The following is a 17,997-nucleotide window of genomic DNA, read 5'->3' on the forward strand; positions in this document are numbered from 1 at the left end:
AGCATGTTATTAAAAATAAATTGTAAAATTCTTTTGTTATCAGGTGTTGCATATTTGTTAGCATCAACATTTAGTTGGGCTCAAAAAGAACCACAGTATACCCAATACATGTATAATATCGGAAGCTTTAACCCGGCATATGTTGGATCTGTCGAAACTCCCGAAATTATGGGGCTATATCGAGCACAATGGATTGATATTGAAGGCGCTCCTAGAACATTGCGTTTTGGGGCTAATGTACCATTAGGAAACGATAAAATGGGTTTAGGATTTAATGTGATAAGCGATGAACTTGGCCCTGTTTCACAAACTTATATTGATGTAGCCTATTCATACGAAGTTAATCTTTCAGACAATTCTTGGTTGTCATTTGGTATTGATGCTGGTGGTTCAACTTTGAAGATTGACTATTCGCAAGGAAACTTTCAGAATCCAAATGAACCATTATTATTTGGTCAAGAACAAAACAGCTTTTATCCAACCATAGGTGCAGGTTTGTTTATGTATTCTGATAACTGGTACCTTGGTGCATCTATACCAAATTTTTTAACCAATGGTATTTACAATGATGAAATTGCTACCATTGTTGAAGATAAAATTCAATATAATTTCATTGGAGGTTATATTTTTCAAATTGCCGAAAGATCCAAGTTTAAACCGGCCTTTTTAATTAATTACCTGCAGGGTGCAGGTGCAACAGTTAATCTTTCTGCAAATTTCTTATTTGCTGATGCTGTGACCATAGGGGCTTCTTATCGACTTAATAATGCTGTAAGTGGTTTAGCCGGCTTTCAAATTTCTCAAGGAATGTTTTTAGGTTATTCTTATGATTACAACACTAACAGTCTTGGTGAATTCAATAGCGGTTCACATGAGGTTATCTTGAAATTTTACTTGGGAAGAGGAAGTAATGATTCAGATAAAACAAGAAATAGAGAAAAGAACAAAAAATTGAAAGGAAAACCGAAACAGATTGATTCGCCTAGATTCTTTTAATCCATTTGAAAATGAAAAACACCTTAAGCTTAATTATATTCTTTTTTGTTTTTATTGGTGCGTTAGCTCAAAATAAAAAATCTAAAGCAGATAATTATTTTTTTCAGTATTCTTATTCTGAGGCTATCGAAGCCTATGAAAATGATATCTCGAAGGGTATTCTACTTTCACCAAAGCAAAATTTAAATCTAGCAGATTCATATTTTCAAGAAAGGAATTTTGAAAAGGCCTCAGAGATGTATTTACAATATTTTTCGAATGATACTATTGTAGATAATTTTCGTTTAAATAGACTCTTACGGGCTTTTTCCGAAACTTCTGAGAAAGGTAAAGTAAAAGAATTTCTTACAACTAAAGGTCTTAATCTGAACTCAGAATTACTAGAAAACGCTGAATTTAATAATGATTTGTTAGCAACAGATAGCAATATTTCGGAGTTAGACTTTCAGATATTTAATTTAGAGGCAAATAGTATTCAATCTGATTTTTCACCTAGTTTTTACGAAAATGAATTACTGTTCACAAGTGGAAGGCCAATTGGTAAAAAAACAAAATATGAACCTACAGGTGAGTCCTATTTGGATATTTTTAAAGGAGAAATTATGCCTAATGGTCAAATTGATGCTCCTATGCCATTTGATAAATTAAACAATTCAAAATATCATAAAGCGACTCCATATTTTTCTCAGAAACTTAATAGCATTTTTTATGTTCTTTCAAACACCTTAGACGGCGATTTAGAGTATGATGATAATGGGAGAAATTCTTTAGCAATTGGACTTCAAAAAATCAACGGTGGATTTAATTTTCTATGGAGAGATTTGAGTACGTCTTTTTACTACCCATTTTTTGATGCAAACACTGATAGATTGTATTTTGCAGCGAACTTAAAAGGTGGTTATGGCGGAACAGATATCTATTATGTCAATACTAACAAAGGTAATATTATGTCAGCGCCAGTAAATCTTGGGCCTAGAATTAATTCGCCAGGAAATGAAATTGCACCTTTTATTTTTGAAAATAGTTTATACTTTTCTTCTGACGTGTTTTATGGCCTTGGTGGTATGGATATCTACAAAGCAAATATTAGCATTGATGAATTAGGTATTCCACTTAATTTGGGCAGTTCCATAAATTCAGTAGATGATGATTTTGGATTTGTTATAAGGAATTATAATGATGGTTTGCTTGGCTATTTTTCATCAAACAGAAATGGAGGAAAAGGCGGTGATGATGTATATGGGTTTATGGTTGATGAAAAACCAGGTGTAAAAACATTGGTTTTAAAAGGGAGGGTTATTTCGAATAAATCAGGAATTGCCATTTCAAACGCAACTTTGGTTTTAAAGACTAAAAATGGAGACGTTTTAAAGAATATGGTTTCTGCTAATGATGGTACTTACCGCATTGAAGTGCCATGGCAAGATGATGTGTCTCTTGAAGTAACCAAAGAAAAATACTCGTCTTACAAGTACAATTATGATTCATTAAAACTGGAAGAGACTCAGTCCCAAGAATTGAATATAGAATTGGTAGCGTATGAGGATATCGTTGAAGAGAAAGAAGGACAAACAGTTATTAAACTAAACAAGTTCTATTTTCAAAGGGGTCAATATTCGGTTAATTATGAAATTGCAACAGAACTGGACAAAGTAGTTGAGGCTATCCAATTGTTCCCACAGTTACAATTGAGAATTGAAACTCATACTGATAGTAGAGGGGGCGGTGCAACAAATTTTAGACTTACACAAAGAAGATCAGATGCCATTAAAAAGTATCTATTAGAAAAAGGCGTTTCAAATTCGAATATTCTATATTCCGTTGGGTACGGTGAAGATAAAATATTAAATAACTGCACAAATGGGGTTTACTGTATTGAAATGTTACATAAAAGAAACCAAAGATCTCTTGTTGTTGTTTTGAACAATAATATTCTTTTTGACTAATAGCTTAAAAAATAATTATCGAGCAATAGTAAAGCGCAAAAGCGGAAAGAAATAGCATTCCTAAAAAAGATAGTATCTGTAGGCCTTTTGATGGGTGATACTTTTTTAATATATCTTTTCCACTGACTGTTTTTAAGTTCATCCATCCTATCAAAGGAGCCATAACAAACGAAACAAAAGTTGCTAGAGCTACTAGATTAGCCATATTCCCACCAAATGCCGAAATAACAATCCAATTAATTAAAGCTAATAAGATTACGGTTACACCGAAGGAGGATTTTTTCTGGAAAGAACTATTTTTAGGGTATAGTTTGTTTATTACATCTAAACTAACTCTTGCAACTGCATCATGTGCCGTCATGCAGGTGCTAAACATTGTAGCAAAAGCAGCAATCGCAATTAGAAAATAGGCCCAATCACCAACATGAGTCGTAAAAAGACTTACTACTTGGTCAGCGAAAATGACGGCGTTTCCACTTAGTTCAGTTCCCGTTCCATACAATGTCAGCCATCCTATAATAAGGAAAAAAACTGCTAATAAAGCAGTTAGAAAGTAACCCAGATTGAATTCAGCCAATGATTCTTTTAGAGTTGGTTTTCTGTCCATAGATTTTATCTTTTCCATGCTCCACATACTAACCCAGCCCGAAGCTTCTACGGCTGTAGGCATCCATCCTACTAATCCAATTAAAAATAGAACACCAACTTCATTAAAAATATGTAAGGGTTCAAAACCAACAACGCTAGGTACTTGGCCTTTATTAATGACTAAAAATGTAGTTACAATTAGAGCTAAAAAGAGAATTGAAATGACCAGTTTTAACGAGATTTCTAAAAAACGGTAGCGACCAACAATTAATAATAAACTAATAAAGGCGAACAAACCTGCGGCGACCGTGTTAATGTTAATGCTAGTAATTTGAAATAAATTGATAAAAAGCCCTGAGGTTACCACATAGAGTGCGGCCAAAATTGTAAAAACACTAACTAGTGTTATTAAACCATAAAGAACAAGGTATCTTTTTCCTAGATTTAAATACCCTTGAATAAGACTATTTTCTGTAATACTTGTATATCGTACACCAAATTCAAAAAAAGGATACTTTAATAGATTTGCTAATATGATGGGTATTATCATTACCCAGCCATATTGAGCTCCAGCTTTTGTGGATAGTACTAGATGCGATGTACCAATTGCCATACTCGCAAATAACAATCCGGGCCCAAGTGTTTTTAAAAATGTTCTAAGACGTTCCATATCAAATGAGGTCCTGAATTTACTACAATTTGATTCATATGAAAAATTGTATTTTTGCACCGCTATGAAAAAAATTAACTTTTACTACCTATTTTGCTTTTTATTCTTGGTCTCATGTTCCACAGATTCTATTGATTCGGAATCCATAGATGAAGAAACTAACGAAGAGATACTTCAGCAGGCTACAACGGCGATTGCGGATGCAGCTTTTGAGCAAGCTCTCATTGATTTAAACTTTGATGAAGAACTGGATGGTCAAGTCTTGAATAGTAGAATTCAAATCATACAAAACTTAATTTTGGATGAAAATGAAATTTCAGACTTAACAGGAATTGCAGGTTTTAGAGATTTAGAGAATTTGAGTGTTAGAAATAATAATCTAACCACCATCGATGTATCTTTAAATAAAAAATTAAAGTTTTTATGGTGTGAAGACAATGCTGTTAGCGAAATAGACCTTGAGGGACTAACAATTTTAGAAAAAGTTGGTGCTGATAGAAATGCACTCAGTACAATTACAGTTACTGATAACACAGCATTGCAATTACTTACTTTATCTGATAATGATTTAAGTAGTATAGATGTTTCCACTAATAATGCTTTGACAGATTTTAGTATCACTATGAACCCTTTAGATTGTATTCGAGTTAATCAAAATCAATTAGACAATATCCCAACTGATTGGAGTAAAGATGAGATGGATACTTATGCATTAGATTGTCAATAAATTGAATACATGAAGTTGATTTTTAGAATTTTTAAAGCAGTTCTAATTGCTATTGGTTTATTAGTGGTGGTTTATATGTTGGGACCTAAGGTAAATGCGCCTGATATGGACGAAACTTTGCCAGTTGTTACTTCCGATTTAACTACTTTAGAAATGGAAATTAACTCGCGAGAACTGGCTATTTCTAATATAAGGCCAGATAATCAAGCGAGAATTATTTGGTTTGATAGTATTCCCAAAAAGACGGAGTTTAGTATAGTTTACCTCCACGGCTGGTCTGCTAGTCAAGAAGAAGGTGATCCAATTCATCTTCAAACAGCAAAACGTTTTGGATGCAATCTATATTTACCAAGATTGACCGGCCATGGTTTGAGTGAAGAAGAACCAATGCTTAATTTAACCGCTGATCAACTAATTAATTCCGCAAAAGAAGCAATTGCCATTGGAAAACGATTAGGAGAAAAAGTTATTTTAATGGCTACTTCAACTGGAGGTACATTAGCATTGCATCTCGCTGGTGGAGATGAAGATATTATTGCTTTACTTCTCTATTCTCCTAATATTGAAATTTATGATCCAAGTGCCAAATTATTAACAAAGCCATGGGGTTTAGAGTTAGCTAAACTCGTAAAGGGAGCTGATTATCATGAATTTGACACTGATGTTGAGCTTAAAAACCAGTATTGGACAACAAGATATAGATTGGAAGCATTAACCCAATTACAGGTAATGATGGATTATACCATGACAGCAGAGACTTTTAATGAGGTAACCCAACCAGTGTTTTTGGGATACTTCTTTAAAAATGAAACCGTTCAAGACAATGTGGTTTCTGTGCCGGCTATGCTTAAAATGTTTGATGAATTGGGTACTGCAATGGCCCAAAAGAAGAAAGTGGCTTTTCCAGATGTTGGCGATCATGTAATGACTTCTTATGTGTCTTCAAAGGACTTAGAATCCGTTCAAAGAGAAACCAATTTATTTATGGAACAAGTACTTGGTTTGAAACCGAGCTTTTAGATAAGTCTAATCCATGTACATTTCCTCAATTTCTTTTTGAAACTTTTTTCTGATAACTCTGCGTTTTAACTTTTGAGTCGGAGTCAATTCAGCTTCAGAACCATCTTCATGAATTGGTAACCACTGTGAACTTACTAGTTTAAACTTTTTAACCTGCTCAATATGACTAAATTGAGGATTGATACTTTGAATCACCTTCTCATATTTTGCTAGTACTTCGTTAAGTTCTATCATTTCTGTCAATGTCGTCCATGATAATCCCTTATGTAAACACCAGTTTTTTAGGGCTTCTTCAGCCGGAACAATCAAGGCAGTTACAAACTTTTGTTTATCACCAACAACCATCATTTGCTCAATTAAAAAGTCCTCTTTCATTTTATTTTCTATCGGAGCTGGCGCTACATACTTACCACCGGATGTTTTGAGTAATTCTTTTTTTCTATCTGTGATTTTTAAAAATTCCCTACCTGATGAACCCTTAACCAATTTACCAACATCACCAGTACAGAACCATTTTTTACCATCTATTTCTTTAAAGACCTGGGCATTAATCTCAGGCTTTTTATAATAACCCTGCATCACGTTAGGCCCATGTGCCAGGATTTCACCTTCCTCTTCAGCATAATTACCATCAGAGTCATCAATTTTTAGAGCTACACCAGGTATAATACTTCCAACACTTCCTATTAAAGTTCCTCCTGGTTCTAAACTGTTAACCGTTAGAGTAGGAGAAGTTTCTGTAAGCCCGTAAGCTTCTCGTACATTAATACCTGCTGCGCAGAATACGCGCATTATTTTTGAAGGACAAGGTGCTGCACCAGTCACAATCATTCGAATATTTCCTCCAAGGGCGTCACGCCATTTACTAAAAATTAGCTTATCCGCGATATTCCATTTTATCTTTTTGCCAAAAGACAGTTTTTGATCTAGTTCAAAATCATTGGTCAATCCAAGTGCCCAGAAGAAAAGTTTTCGTTTTATTCCTTCTAAAGCTAAACCTTTGTTATAGATGGCTTCGTATACTTTTTCTAATAACCTTGGGACAGTTGTAAATACTACAGGTTTTACTGAAGCTAAATCTCCTTCTGGGCCGCTAAGATTATCTGTTCCACAATAATGAACCGAGCCACCCTTATAACAATATGCAAAAGAAACTGCTCTTTCGTAAATATGACAAAGCGGAAGAAAACTAATAACATTCTCTCCTTTTTTTAGCGGTAGAAATTTAGCTGTTTCTATTATTACATGCATGATATTGCCATGGGTCAACATCACTCCTTTTGGATTTCCTGTGGTACCGGAAGTATATATGATAGTCGCTAAGTCTTGTTCGGTAACATCATTTTTTATTTTTTCTATTTCATCTTTTTGTGAAGTATCAAAAATACTTGTCCAAAGAACTCCCTTAGAACCCTCATCAAAAACATAAATATTTTTTAAAGATTTGCTATTTTTTTGTGCTTCTGAAAGCTTATCAAATAGATCTAATCCACCACAAAATGCTGCTTTAACCTCTGCTTCGTTTAATATATATTCATATTCACCAGAACTTATGGTGGGGTATAGTGGAATACTGATGAGGCCAGCCATTTGAATAGCAAAATCCATAATGACCCATTCGGGCCTATTCTTATAAGAAACTATAGCAACTTTGTCACCTGATTTTAATCCGAGTTTTATAAGGCCGGAAGCAGCTTGTTCTGCCATTGATAGAACATCTTCTGAACTGTAAGATTTCCATTCACCAGTTTCTAGTCTTGTATTTAAAGATTTTTCAATAGGGTAGTTCGCTGCTTGATTATAAAGCAAATCAAATAGTCTGGTCATCGTAAGAATAGTATGTTTGGTTATCCTTTGAAGTTACGAAATATTCTATTGAAAGAATAGCCATAACTATTCGAACATGAGACTAAGGAATTCGGCGACGCAAGCCGGTTTGTCTTTTCCTTTAATTTCAACAGTACAATTCCAAGTAATTTTTAAACCATTATCTCCATACGACTCCATGTGTGATATTATACAATGTAATCGAATAGCACTATCTACAAGTAAGGGGTTCGGAAATCGGACTTTATTTAGACCATAGTTAACTCCCATTGTAGTTGACTCCACCTTTATTAAATCCATTAATAACTTTGATAATAATGAGACAGACATGAAACCATGAGCAATTGGTTTTTTAAAAGGAGAGTATTTTTTAATTTTTTCTAAATCAACATGTAACCATTGAAAATCTTGTGTTGCTTTGGCAAAATCGTTTATCATTTCTTGTGTCACCTTGAGCCAAGCTCCAGGTTCTAATTCTTTGCCGGTTAGCGTTTTAAATTCTTTAAAATCTTTAATCTCTATTTGTGACATAGCTTTTATCTTGCGGTTCCGCCATCTATTGTTAAACATATACCTGAAACAAATCGTGCTTCATCTGAAGCTAGGTATAAGTAACCATAGGCAATATCAATAGGTTGAGCCGCTGTTTTTAATGGTATACTGGCCTTAATAGCTTCTAAATGTGCTTCGGGAATTTCCGCGACCATATCAGTTAAAGTAAAACCCGGTGCTACTGCATTAGCAGTAATTCCATACTTACCCAATTCCATTGTCCAAGTTTTAGACATTGCAATTACCCCTGCTTTTGTAGCAGCATAATTAGTTTGGCCAAAGTTTCCACGTAAACCAACATTAGATGCGGCGCTTACAATACGTCCATATTTATTAGCTTTCATATATGGAGCTGCCGTCTGGGTACAAATAAAAACACCTTTTAAATTAACTTCAATAACGGCATCCCATTCTTCTATACTCATTTTTTCGAGTGTGCGATCTCGCGTAATTCCTGCGTTATTAATTAGAATATCGATACTACCATGTTTTTTATGAATGGAAGCAAAACAGTTTTCGACAGCTGTTTTATCTGTGACAGATATTTTATGGTATTCTGCAATACCATTACCTTTATTAATGTTATCGGCAACTTCGATTCCTTGATCTAGAAGGTCAATTATCATAACTTTTGCTCCTTCTTTTGCAAATAGTTTGGCAATGGCCTCACCAATTCCACGGGCACCTCCAGTTATGATAGCAACTTTATCTTTAAGTCTCATGTTTAGTTTATTTTAATAACAAGTTTTCCTTTTACTTTTCGATTCATCATAGCTTCCAGGGCCCTGGGGGCTTCCTGAAGTTCATATATTTTATCAATATGTGGCTTTAATTTTTCTTCAGCATGCCATTGCATCAGGGTCATGGTATTTTGCATATTTTCTTTTGGTTGTCCCATTGCAAATCCGCCCCAAAACACTCCGACTATAGAAGCTCCCTTTAATAGTGGTAGATTTAAAGGCAGTTTCGGAATTTGACCAGCTGCAAAACCAATAACCAAATGTCGTCCGTTCCAAGCCATTGCTCTAAAAGCAGCTTCTGAAAAGTTGCCGCCTACAGGATCGTAAATGACATCTACACCTTTCTTATTGGTTAAATCTTTGATAGAAGCTTTTAGGTCATCAGTTGTATAGTTGATTAGATGGTCAGCACCATATGCTGCGCAGAGTTTTAATTTATCGTCGGAAGAAGCAGCTGCAATTACTTGAGCCCCCATTAATTTGCCAAGTTCAACTGCAGCAAGGCCTACGCCACCCGAGGCACCTAATACTAATAAAGTTTCTCCTTTTTGCAATTTAGCTCTGTCTTTGAGGGCATGAAAGGACGTTCCATAAGCCATCATGAAAGAAGCAGCCGTAGGGAAATCCATCTGAGGTGGTTTTAGAAAGCAGGCTTTAGATGGAACAAGCACTTCTTCTGCCATTGCTCCATATGCTACAAAACCAAAAACTTCATCACCGACTTTTAAATGGGTGACACCATTACCTACGGCTTTAACTATACCAGCCAAGTCACTGCCTGGTGTAAAAGGCAACTCTGGTTTAAATTGATAAAGGCCTTGAATTATTAAGGTGTCTGTAAAATTAATACCACATGCTTTTACTTCTACTAATACTTCTTTTTCATTTGGTTTTAAAGCATCTATATCTTCAAGTATTAAAGTTGATGGTAGACCATATTTATTGCATCGAATGGCTTTCATTAGTCTTCAATTACTTTTAAAACAAGCTTGCCCATTTTATCTCCAGAGAACAAACGCTGAAAAGTTTCTGGAAAATTTTGAATACCCTCATAGATGTCTTCTCGAGTTTTTAATTTTCCCTGCGCCATCCATTGCCCTAATTGCATTGCACCTTCTTTATATCTGTTTGCATAATCAAAAACGACCATACCTTGCATAGTTGCTCTACTTACAAGAAGTGCCAAATAATTACTAGGGCCTTTAATAGCAGTTTTGTTGTTGTATTGTGATATTGCACCACATATAACAATCCGGGCATGCATTTTAAGTCTGCTTAAAGCGATATCTAATATTTCTCCTCCCACATTATCAAAATAAACATCTATTCCCTTAGGGCATTCTTCTTTAAAACGTGAGGCCACATTTTCATTCTTATAATCTATGCAGGCGTCAAAACCCAATTCATCCACTACATATGTACATTTTTCAGGACCACCTGCTATACCGACTACTTTACAACCTTTAATCTTAGCTACTTGGCCAACGACACTTCCAACGGCACCAGCGGCACCGGAAACAAGAACGGTATCGCCTTCTTTAATTTTACCAACTTCTGTAATTCCAAAATAGGCTGTCATTCCTGGCATACCCAGGGTTCCAATGTATGTTGGTAACGGCGCCATTTTAGGGTCAACAGGATAATATCCTTTACCGTCCGTAGACGTATATTGTTGTACGCCGCCAGTACCCGCAAGATACTCACCTACTTTAAATTTCGGATTTTTTGAGGCAATCACTTCGCCAACAGAACCTGCTCTCATTACCGATCCAATAGCCATTGGTTCAATATAAGATTTTGAATTGTTCATCCAGCCTCGCATTGCGGGGTCCAAGGAAATATAATGCTGTTTGATGAGGAGTTGCCCATCTTCAATTTTTGGAATAGGATTCGTTTCTAAAGTCCAAGTTGAAGCGTCCACTTCGCCGACAGGTCTTTTTACAAATAATAATTGTTTGTTCATCTAAATAGTATTTTTATTCATTCTTGTGAAGACGGTATCTGTTTTAATCATTTCTTTTTGTTTGTAAAGCTTTCTACATAAGCTTTCATTTTTGCTCTTATTTCTGGTTTCCACCATAACTCTGAAGCCTCTTTTAAAGAGTTTCCTGGTTTTAAATCCAATTTCTCCAATAAATGTTTACGTAACTTTTGTTTCGTATTGACTAAAATTTCTTGATCTGCTTTAAGATATTTTCTCATTTGCTTTTCAGCGCGTTCCAACACTTGTTCAAAGGGCACTAAATCGTCGACTAAACCTGCTTTTAATGCTTCATTTCCGTTTAATAATTTTCCTTCAAGAATATAGCGGCTTGCTAATCCATCGCCCATCCAAAAGGCATAGATTTCAGTAAGGTTTTGACTTATTTGAATGTTCACTGCAACCTCATTTAAACCAATGACGTATTTCTCTCCTTCGGCCATGTATCTATTATCACTAGTAACTGCTAAAACACATCCTCCAGCTGGGGAATGGCCTGTGATAGCAGAAATGAAAGGTTTTTTAAACTGTACTAGTTCTAGATATAAACTTCCAAAATCATTAAAGAATGCTGTGATTTGCTCTTTATTGTATTGAAATAATTCTATCAAATCTAATCCTGCAGAAAAATAGTGTGGTTGTCCAGTTAAAATGACGCCTTGTACGGTATTATTTTTTTCCAAAGAAGTAAATACCTCTCGCAATTCATTAACCATTTTATGGTTAATAGCATTAACTTTCCCACGATTCATTTGAACAATGGCATAGCCTTCTTTTTGTGTAATAATAAGATTATTCATAGTTGGATTATAATGAGGTTCCACCATCTAAGGTTATGGTTTGGCCAGTGATAAATTTTGAATTTTCCGATGCTAACCAACAAATTGCTTCCGCAATTTCATCAGCTTCACCAAATCTACCCATGGGTATAAATCGTTTTAACTTTTCATCCATGTTTGGTGCTGAGGCTAATAATTGATTCAACAATACAGAATGTGTAAATCCTGGGCAAACCGCATTGATTCGAATATTTTTTCTAGCATATTCTAATGCAGCCGATTTAGTCATCCCAACTACAGCAAATTTACTGGCGCTGTATGATAAATTATTTCCAGAAGCCTTTAAACCCGCCAATGACGCAACATTAACAATACTTCCATGACCTTGTTTTGACATTTGTTGTAATGCGGTTTTCATACAATAGAATACACCTGTTTGGTTTACGGCAATTACATTGTGCCAATCTTCATGAGTATGATCTGCGGTTTTTAATTGTTGTTTTCCGCCAATACCAGCATTATTGACCATGACATCTAATTTTCCATGTGTTTGAACAGTTGAACGAATCAATTTTTCAACTTCATCATATTGCGTTACATCAACTTTTGAAGCTGTTGCGGTTCCACCTTGTTTTACTATTTCGGAAACGGTTTTTTTAGCATTATCTAAGTTAATGTCAGCCACGATTGTAATTGCTTCATGTGCTGAAAAGAGCTTCGCAGTGGCAGCGCCAATACCGCTTCCAGAGCCTGTTACGATTACAATTTTGTTTTCTAAGTTCATTTAGTCGCTTGTATTTATGGTTTGCAATGAATCAATCTCGAGTCTATTAAGGCTTGTTTTCTTAAATGTGAAGGATAGCCTTTAGCTTGAACCATCATCAAAAACCCATTTAGTGTATTGTATTTTATAAGCAGTACTTTATCCCATAGTTCAGTGTCTAATGGACCAATTAACATGTGTTTAGGTTCTCCATAAAATAGGACTTCAGCATTTGCTTCTTTAAAAAATGGCATTGCAGCTTTCATGTATCTCTGATATGCTTCTTCGCCAGAAATTTCGGATTCAAACACTACTTTTTTAAACCTTAAAAAGTTCAACATTACCACCGGTTCTTGAGGCTCCAATTTTGAAAATGCTTTAAATTGATTTTGATTGATATCTATATATGCTGAGGTCCCCATTGTTTTTAAAATAAGTTATCAATCTGTTTTTTTTGAATTGCTTGCCAAGCTGTGTTACAACATAATACTGAAGCTTTATTCAGATGAGCGAATTTTGGGTCCGAGGTATGTCCATTCTTGAACCTATAATAAATCTGTTGGGCGATAACCGCAATTTTAAATAGTCCGTAGGCATAATAAAAGACAAGGTTATCAACGTTTCGACCACTTTTTAAAGCATACTGATGCACGATTTCTGATCGCGACGGATTGCCTTGCATTACGGTTGGAGATTGTAAGCCTTGTTTCATAAAGTCTGGGTCTGAAGCTGTCGTCCAGTACCCTAATGAAGTTCCTAAATCCATTAAAGGATCACCAAGCGTACACATTTCCCAATCTAGTATTGCTATGATTTGTTCCCAACTATCATCTTTGAAAACTACATTATCATATTTGAAATCGTTATGAATCAAAGTATGGTCATATTGCAATGGTTGATGTTCATGCATCCAAAGCATCACTTTCTCAGCAGAAGGCACATCATCTGTGGCAGCTGCTAGATATTGTTTTCCCCAATTGTTAACCTGTCGCTCTACATAGCCATTGGGTTTACCTAAATCTTCTAACCCTGCTTTTTTGTAGTCTATTTGATGAAATTCAACAAAAGTATCTAACCAAGTATTGGAAATTGTTTGAAAAGCACTTGGTTTAATTTGTTGTGTTTTGGCTTCTTTAGCGGTTAAAATAGGACCATCTAATTTACTCATTATATAAAAAGGAGCTCCAATGATATCAGTATTATCTGTGTATGCAAATGCGGTAGGTGTCTTATCAAAGATTGAGTTCAAATGATGTAAGACCTTAAATTCTCGCCCCATATCATGACCTCTTTTTGGAGCTGCAAAAGGTGGACGACGTAAAACATAGGCCTTATTTTCAAACTCCAATAGATAGGTCAGATTAGAAAAACCATTTGAAAATTGTTTAATGATTAGCTCACTATTAAGATTAGCAATCAGTTCATTCTCCAGTAAAAACTGCCTTAACTTTGCCTCGTTAAGTTCTTCTCCCTTTCGAACCGATTTGGTATAATTGGTTATGCTCATATTTTAATTTAGGAGTATTTTTTTATTACACTTTTACCCAACTGACTCATATGTACTTCATCTGGGCCATCTGCCAATCTAAGAATACGTGCCCCAGCATAAAAATGGGCAAGTGGAGTGTCAGCACTAACGCCTAAACCTCCTAAAACTTGAATAGCTCTATCAATCACTTTAAGAGCCATATTCGGAGCGATAATTTTTATCATGGCTATGATATCTTTGGCTTCTTTGTTACCTACTTTGTCCATTTTGTCCGCGGCGGAAAGCACTAATAATCTGGTTTGTTCTATTTCACAAGCTGATGCAGCGATATCTTGTCTGATACTGCTATAGGTGTCTAAGTTTCGGCCAAAGGGTTTTCTTTCTGTCACCCTTCTAGACATGATTTCTAAAGACCGCTGAGCCATGCCAATAAGACGCATGCAATGATGAATTCTACCAGGGCCTAAACGACCTTGTGCTATTTCAAATCCTTTTCCCTCACTTACCAATAAATTTCCTTTAGGTACTCTAACTTTGTTTAATACGATTTCAGCATGACCTTCGGGGGAATCGTTATAACCAAAAACACTTAGAGGTCTGACCACTTCAAGCCCTGGTGTATTCATGGGAACAATTATCATACTTTGTTGTAAGTGTCTTGGGGCATCAAAATCTGTCTTCCCCATAACTATAGCAATTTTGCAATTGGGGTCCATAGCACCTGATGACCACCATTTTCGTCCAGTAATTACATATTCATCCCCATCAGCAACTATAGCTGTTTCAATATTAGTAGCATCTGATGAGGCAACATCAGGTTCCGTCATTAAAAATGCAGAGCGAATTTCACCATTCATTAGGGGAGTTAACCATTTTTCTTTTTGGGCCTTCGTTCCGTATTTTGCCAATACCTCCATATTGCCAGTATCGGGAGGGCTACAATTAAAGACTTCAGATGACCAGGTCATTCGTCCCATAATTTCTGCTAAAGGGGCATATTCCAAATTCGTTAGTCCTCCGCTCAATTCACCATAAGCTTTAGGTAGAAACAAATTCCAAAGACCTTCTTTTTTTGCTTTTTCCTTTAAACCTTCCAATCCTTGCCATTTTTTCCAGGCATTCTCCGGATCGTGATTAAAAGCTTCTACTTCTTTTTCAATAGGGGAGATATGAGTATCAAAAAATACCTTTAGTTTCTTTTGTAGTGTAATAGATTTTTCGCTGTAGTCAAAATTCATAAGCTTAGTTTATCCTGAAATTAAGTATCCGCCATCTGCCACATAAACTCCACCGGTCATATAAGAGCTAGCGTCGGAGGCTAATAACATTACTAAACCAGCCATTTCTTCTGGTTCGGCCATTCGTTTTAAAGGTACCATTTGTTCATACCCAGCAATGAGTTTTTCATTAGACCAGAGGCTCTCACTAAACTTTGTTTTGATAAGACCCGGGCAAACCACGTTAGAACGAATACCATAACGACCCCATTCTTTAGCCTGGTTTTTAGTCATCATAATCATTGCTGATTTTGTCATGCTGTAAAGCCCTAATCTAAAACCAGGGTGTACTCCTTCTACCGAAGAAATGTTAATGATACTTCCACCACCTTGCTCTTTCATATGACTTTGAGCTAAGTTGGAAAGTAGCCACGGTGCTTTTACATTAACGTTCATGATTTTATCAAAAACAGCTTCATCTGAACCTTCTAATGGTCCATAATAAGGATTGATGGCTGCATTGTTCACCAGAATATCAATTCGACCATAATGTGCAATGGTTTTAGAGATTAAATCTTTACGCTGGTCTTCATCTCCAATATGGCAGGCTATTCCGATAGCCTCAAGTCCCATACTTTTAAAATTTTCGGCAACTTCATCAACAGCATTTTGCTTTCTGCTACTTACAACAACTTTTGCTCCATTTTCAGCCAAACCTTGAGCTATAGCTTTACCAATTCCTTTACTTGAACCCGTAATTACGGCCACTTTTCCAGTAAGATCAAATTTCTTTTTTATGCTCATATTTTTTGTTATTCGCTTTACTCTTCAAGCTGTGCGTATTTTTTACTTCGATTTATTTAAAATTTAATTTTACCATCAACCATTTACTGAAACACCTTATTATCAGAACCAATAGTCAATGATTCTTTATCCATTAAAATTTCGGCAAGTCCGCTTGTTTTAGGAAGTTCATATTTGAAAAAGAATCTCATAGAATGTAATTTGCTTTCGTAGAAAGCTGAACTGTATTCTTGATTTCCATCATTCAAAGCTTCTTGAGCTTCTTTTCCCATATCTAACCAAAGCCAGCCCAAAAGAATAGTACTGAAAAATTCCATAAATGGGGAAGCGTCAGCTAAAAAGCGCTCGTAATCACCTTTCATGGCATATGCCATTAATGATTGAATTACTTGTTGCGCCAATTCTAATTTCAAGCCCAATTTTTGAGCATTAGGTGCCAAGGATTTATAAGAAGAACATACTTTGATTGTTTTTACAATTTCTTCAGACAAAAGCTGAAGTGCTTTGCCGTTATCCATTGTTATTTTTCGACCCAATAAATCTTGCGATTGAATACCGGTGGTACCTTCATAAATAGCTGAAATTCTGATATCTCTCAAATATTGCTGAAGTATGTAGTCAGAACAAAAACCATAACCGCCTAAAACTTGAACTCCGTTATCAACACCTAGTTTACCCATTTCTGAAGGGTAGGTTTTAACTATGGGAGTTAAAATCTCAAGTAATAATCTGTATTTTTCACGCTCATTTTCATCAGAAAGTGAATTAGAAAAATCGTGATATTTAGAGGTTAACAAAACTAAACTTAATGAACCCTCTGCTATAACTTTTTGAAGTAAAAGCATTCTGCGAACATCAGGATGATTAATAATTAAGGTTTGCTCTTGTTCTGCATCTTTTTTACCATTGCTTGAGAGTTTTCTCCCTTGTGCTCTTTCATTAGCGTACTGCAAAGAGGCGTGATAGGCAGCTGTAGCAATAGCGGTCGCCCCTCTACCTACTGCAATACGAGCTCCATTCATCATCAAGAACATATATTTGAGGCCTTGGTTTGGTTCTCCAACCAACCAACCCTGACAGTTTTCTTTATCACCAAAAAATAAATGTGTGGTGCAATAGCCTTTTTGACCCATTTTTTCAAAGTCGGTAACCGTTTGAACATTGTTTGATATTAAACTACCATCTGCATTTGGTCTATTTTTTGGTACAACAAATAAAGATATTCCTTTGGTCCCTGCAGGTGCACCTTTAATTCTTGCCAGTACTAAGTGGACTATGTTTTCAGCTCCTTTGTAATCTCCACCCGAAATAAATATTTTTTGTCCGTGTATTTTATACGTGTCTCCATCTGGGGTTGCTGAGGTGATAATGTCTGATAAAGAACTACCTGCTTGGGGTTCGGTTAAACACATGGTGCCACCCCAAGTACCATCGAGCATTTTTGATACGTAAGTTTCGTTAAGCATTTTATTTCCAAAATGGGTAATTAATTCTGCTGCGCCTACGGTAAGCCCAATATAGCCTGGTAAATGGTTATTTGCTGCTTCTTGAATAAAAGTAGATGCATTATTAACTATGGCGGGTAGTTGCAAGCCACCATCATCATATGAAAAATTTCCAGCCAGCAAACCCATTTCACCCGCAGCTTTCATGTATTTATTAACCTGAGGATGTACAATGATTTCACCATCTTTAAAATGAGCAGGATTTTCATCCATCTCTTTAAAGTAGGGGTAAAGTTCTTTATCAGAAAAGTCTTTTACAGAATTTAGAAAAAGGTCAATAGATGCTACATCATGATCACTGTATTTCGTTTGGTTTAAAACTTCTTGTACATTATGAACTTGATATAATAGAAACTTAAGAGTATCTAGGTCAAAATATTGCTGTGCCATTTG

At 35.6% G+C, this 17,997-nt stretch carries 17 protein-coding genes; 4 read left to right on the forward strand and 13 right to left on the reverse strand.

Going from position 1 to position 17,997, the window contains the following annotated elements; translation table 11 throughout:
- The first annotated feature begins 3 nt into the window (after positions 1–3).
- On the forward strand, positions 4–996 hold the full coding sequence (locus tag RM542_RS05315) for a type IX secretion system membrane protein PorP/SprF (RefSeq protein WP_311384676.1): 993 nt from the start codon (positions 4–6) through the stop codon (positions 994–996).
- A gap of 11 nt (positions 997–1,007) precedes the next feature.
- Positions 1,008–2,942, forward strand: a complete 1,935-nt coding sequence (locus tag RM542_RS05320) for an OmpA family protein (RefSeq protein ID WP_311384677.1) — start codon at positions 1,008–1,010, stop codon at positions 2,940–2,942.
- A gap of 4 nt (positions 2,943–2,946) precedes the next feature.
- On the opposite strand, the gene RM542_RS05325 is transcribed toward RM542_RS05320, so the two are convergent.
- Positions 2,947–4,200: a divalent metal cation transporter gene (locus tag RM542_RS05325; protein WP_311384678.1), complete on the reverse strand. Its 1,254-nt coding sequence runs from the start codon at positions 4,198–4,200 to the stop codon at positions 2,947–2,949.
- 64 nt (positions 4,201–4,264) lie between these two features.
- On the opposite strand from RM542_RS05325, the gene RM542_RS05330 reads away from it, so the two are divergent.
- Together RM542_RS05330 and RM542_RS05335 are read left to right on the forward strand one after the other, a co-directional pair.
- The gene (locus RM542_RS05330; protein WP_311384679.1) at positions 4,265–4,927 is read left to right on the forward strand and encodes a hypothetical protein; all 663 of its coding nucleotides are present in this window, start codon (positions 4,265–4,267) and stop codon (positions 4,925–4,927) included.
- A gap of 9 nt (positions 4,928–4,936) precedes the next feature.
- A complete protein-coding gene (locus tag RM542_RS05335; RefSeq protein ID WP_311384680.1) occupies positions 4,937–5,947 on the forward strand; it encodes an alpha/beta hydrolase in 1,011 nt (336 codons plus the stop codon).
- Positions 5,948–5,953: 6 nt separating this feature from the next.
- Here RM542_RS05335 and RM542_RS05340 read toward each other — a convergent pair whose 3' ends face one another.
- The 12 genes from RM542_RS05340 to RM542_RS05395 all read right to left on the reverse strand — a co-directional run bounded on the left by RM542_RS05340 (position 5,954) and on the right by RM542_RS05395 (position 17,994).
- A complete protein-coding gene (locus tag RM542_RS05340) occupies positions 5,954–7,774 on the reverse strand; it encodes a long-chain fatty acid--CoA ligase (protein ID WP_311384681.1) in 1,821 nt (606 codons plus the stop codon).
- 66 nt (positions 7,775–7,840) lie between these two features.
- Complete coding sequence (locus RM542_RS05345; RefSeq protein WP_311384682.1) at positions 7,841–8,305, reverse strand: MaoC family dehydratase; 465 nt, start codon at positions 8,303–8,305, stop codon at positions 7,841–7,843.
- Between the two features lie 5 nt (positions 8,306–8,310).
- On the reverse strand, positions 8,311–9,048 hold the full coding sequence (gene fabG, locus RM542_RS05350) for a 3-oxoacyl-ACP reductase FabG (RefSeq protein ID WP_311384683.1): 738 nt from the start codon (positions 9,046–9,048) through the stop codon (positions 8,311–8,313).
- Between the two features lie 2 nt (positions 9,049–9,050).
- Positions 9,051–10,028, reverse strand: coding sequence for an NADPH:quinone oxidoreductase family protein (locus RM542_RS05355; RefSeq protein WP_311384684.1), 978 nt, complete (start codon positions 10,026–10,028; stop codon positions 9,051–9,053).
- Entirely contained in the window at positions 10,028–11,029 is a 1,002-nt protein-coding gene (locus RM542_RS05360; protein WP_311384685.1) for an NADP-dependent oxidoreductase, read from the reverse strand. Before RM542_RS05360 ends, RM542_RS05355 begins: the two co-directional genes overlap by 1 nt.
- Positions 11,030–11,076: 47 nt before the next feature.
- On the reverse strand, positions 11,077–11,847 hold the full coding sequence (locus RM542_RS05365; RefSeq protein ID WP_311384686.1) for an enoyl-CoA hydratase/isomerase family protein: 771 nt from the start codon (positions 11,845–11,847) through the stop codon (positions 11,077–11,079).
- Between the two features lie 7 nt (positions 11,848–11,854).
- Positions 11,855–12,610, reverse strand: coding sequence for an SDR family NAD(P)-dependent oxidoreductase (locus RM542_RS05370; protein ID WP_311384687.1), 756 nt, complete (start codon positions 12,608–12,610; stop codon positions 11,855–11,857).
- A 14-nt stretch (positions 12,611–12,624) separates the two neighbouring features.
- The gene (locus RM542_RS05375; protein WP_311384688.1) at positions 12,625–13,011 is read right to left on the reverse strand and encodes a hypothetical protein; all 387 of its coding nucleotides are present in this window, start codon (positions 13,009–13,011) and stop codon (positions 12,625–12,627) included.
- A 5-nt stretch (positions 13,012–13,016) separates the two neighbouring features.
- Positions 13,017–14,096 carry a phosphotransferase family protein gene (locus tag RM542_RS05380; RefSeq protein WP_311384689.1) on the reverse strand — a complete coding sequence of 360 codons (1,080 nt, stop codon included), beginning with the start codon at positions 14,094–14,096 and terminating at the stop codon, positions 13,017–13,019.
- Positions 14,097–14,104: 8 nt separating this feature from the next.
- On the reverse strand, positions 14,105–15,316 hold the full coding sequence (locus RM542_RS05385) for an acyl-CoA dehydrogenase family protein (RefSeq protein ID WP_311384690.1): 1,212 nt from the start codon (positions 15,314–15,316) through the stop codon (positions 14,105–14,107).
- 9 nt (positions 15,317–15,325) lie between these two features.
- A complete protein-coding gene (locus RM542_RS05390; RefSeq protein ID WP_311384691.1) occupies positions 15,326–16,099 on the reverse strand; it encodes a glucose 1-dehydrogenase in 774 nt (257 codons plus the stop codon).
- 83 nt (positions 16,100–16,182) lie between these two features.
- Entirely contained in the window at positions 16,183–17,994 is a 1,812-nt protein-coding gene (locus RM542_RS05395) for an acyl-CoA dehydrogenase (protein WP_311384692.1), read from the reverse strand.
- Positions 17,995–17,997: the final 3 nt, after the last annotated feature.

Source organism: Croceitalea sp. P059, from assembly GCF_031846365.1.
GTDB lineage: Bacteria > Bacteroidota > Bacteroidia > Flavobacteriales > Flavobacteriaceae > Croceitalea > Croceitalea vernalis.

Excerpts from the sequence above, each read along its gene's own strand:
- RM542_RS05395 (WP_311384692.1), bottom strand. The coding sequence starts at position 17,994 with ATGGCACAGCAATATTTTGACCTAGATACTCTTAAGTTTCTATTATAT.
- RM542_RS05345 (WP_311384682.1), bottom strand. The coding sequence starts at position 8,305 with ATGTCACAAATAGAGATTAAAGATTTTAAAGAATTTAAAACGCTAACC.
- RM542_RS05390 (WP_311384691.1), bottom strand. The coding sequence starts at position 16,099 with ATGAGCATAAAAAAGAAATTTGATCTTACTGGAAAAGTGGCCGTAATT.
- RM542_RS05370 (WP_311384687.1), bottom strand. The coding sequence starts at position 12,610 with ATGAACTTAGAAAACAAAATTGTAATCGTAACAGGCTCTGGAAGCGGT.
- RM542_RS05330 (WP_311384679.1), top strand. The coding sequence starts at position 4,265 with ATGAAAAAAATTAACTTTTACTACCTATTTTGCTTTTTATTCTTGGTC.
- RM542_RS05320 (WP_311384677.1), top strand. The coding sequence starts at position 1,008 with ATGAAAAACACCTTAAGCTTAATTATATTCTTTTTTGTTTTTATTGGT.
- RM542_RS05325 (WP_311384678.1), bottom strand. The coding sequence starts at position 4,200 with ATGGAACGTCTTAGAACATTTTTAAAAACACTTGGGCCCGGATTGTTA.
- RM542_RS05360 (WP_311384685.1), bottom strand. The coding sequence starts at position 11,029 with ATGAACAAACAATTATTATTTGTAAAAAGACCTGTCGGCGAAGTGGAC.
- RM542_RS05375 (WP_311384688.1), bottom strand. The coding sequence starts at position 13,011 with ATGGGGACCTCAGCATATATAGATATCAATCAAAATCAATTTAAAGCA.
- fabG (WP_311384683.1), bottom strand. The coding sequence starts at position 9,048 with ATGAGACTTAAAGATAAAGTTGCTATCATAACTGGAGGTGCCCGTGGA.
- RM542_RS05380 (WP_311384689.1), bottom strand. The coding sequence starts at position 14,096 with ATGAGCATAACCAATTATACCAAATCGGTTCGAAAGGGAGAAGAACTT.
- RM542_RS05340 (WP_311384681.1), bottom strand. The coding sequence starts at position 7,774 with ATGACCAGACTATTTGATTTGCTTTATAATCAAGCAGCGAACTACCCT.
- RM542_RS05355 (WP_311384684.1), bottom strand. The coding sequence starts at position 10,028 with ATGAAAGCCATTCGATGCAATAAATATGGTCTACCATCAACTTTAATA.
- RM542_RS05335 (WP_311384680.1), top strand. The coding sequence starts at position 4,937 with ATGAAGTTGATTTTTAGAATTTTTAAAGCAGTTCTAATTGCTATTGGT.
- RM542_RS05365 (WP_311384686.1), bottom strand. The coding sequence starts at position 11,847 with ATGAATAATCTTATTATTACACAAAAAGAAGGCTATGCCATTGTTCAA.
- RM542_RS05315 (WP_311384676.1), top strand. The coding sequence starts at position 4 with ATGTTATTAAAAATAAATTGTAAAATTCTTTTGTTATCAGGTGTTGCA.
- RM542_RS05385 (WP_311384690.1), bottom strand. The coding sequence starts at position 15,316 with ATGAATTTTGACTACAGCGAAAAATCTATTACACTACAAAAGAAACTA.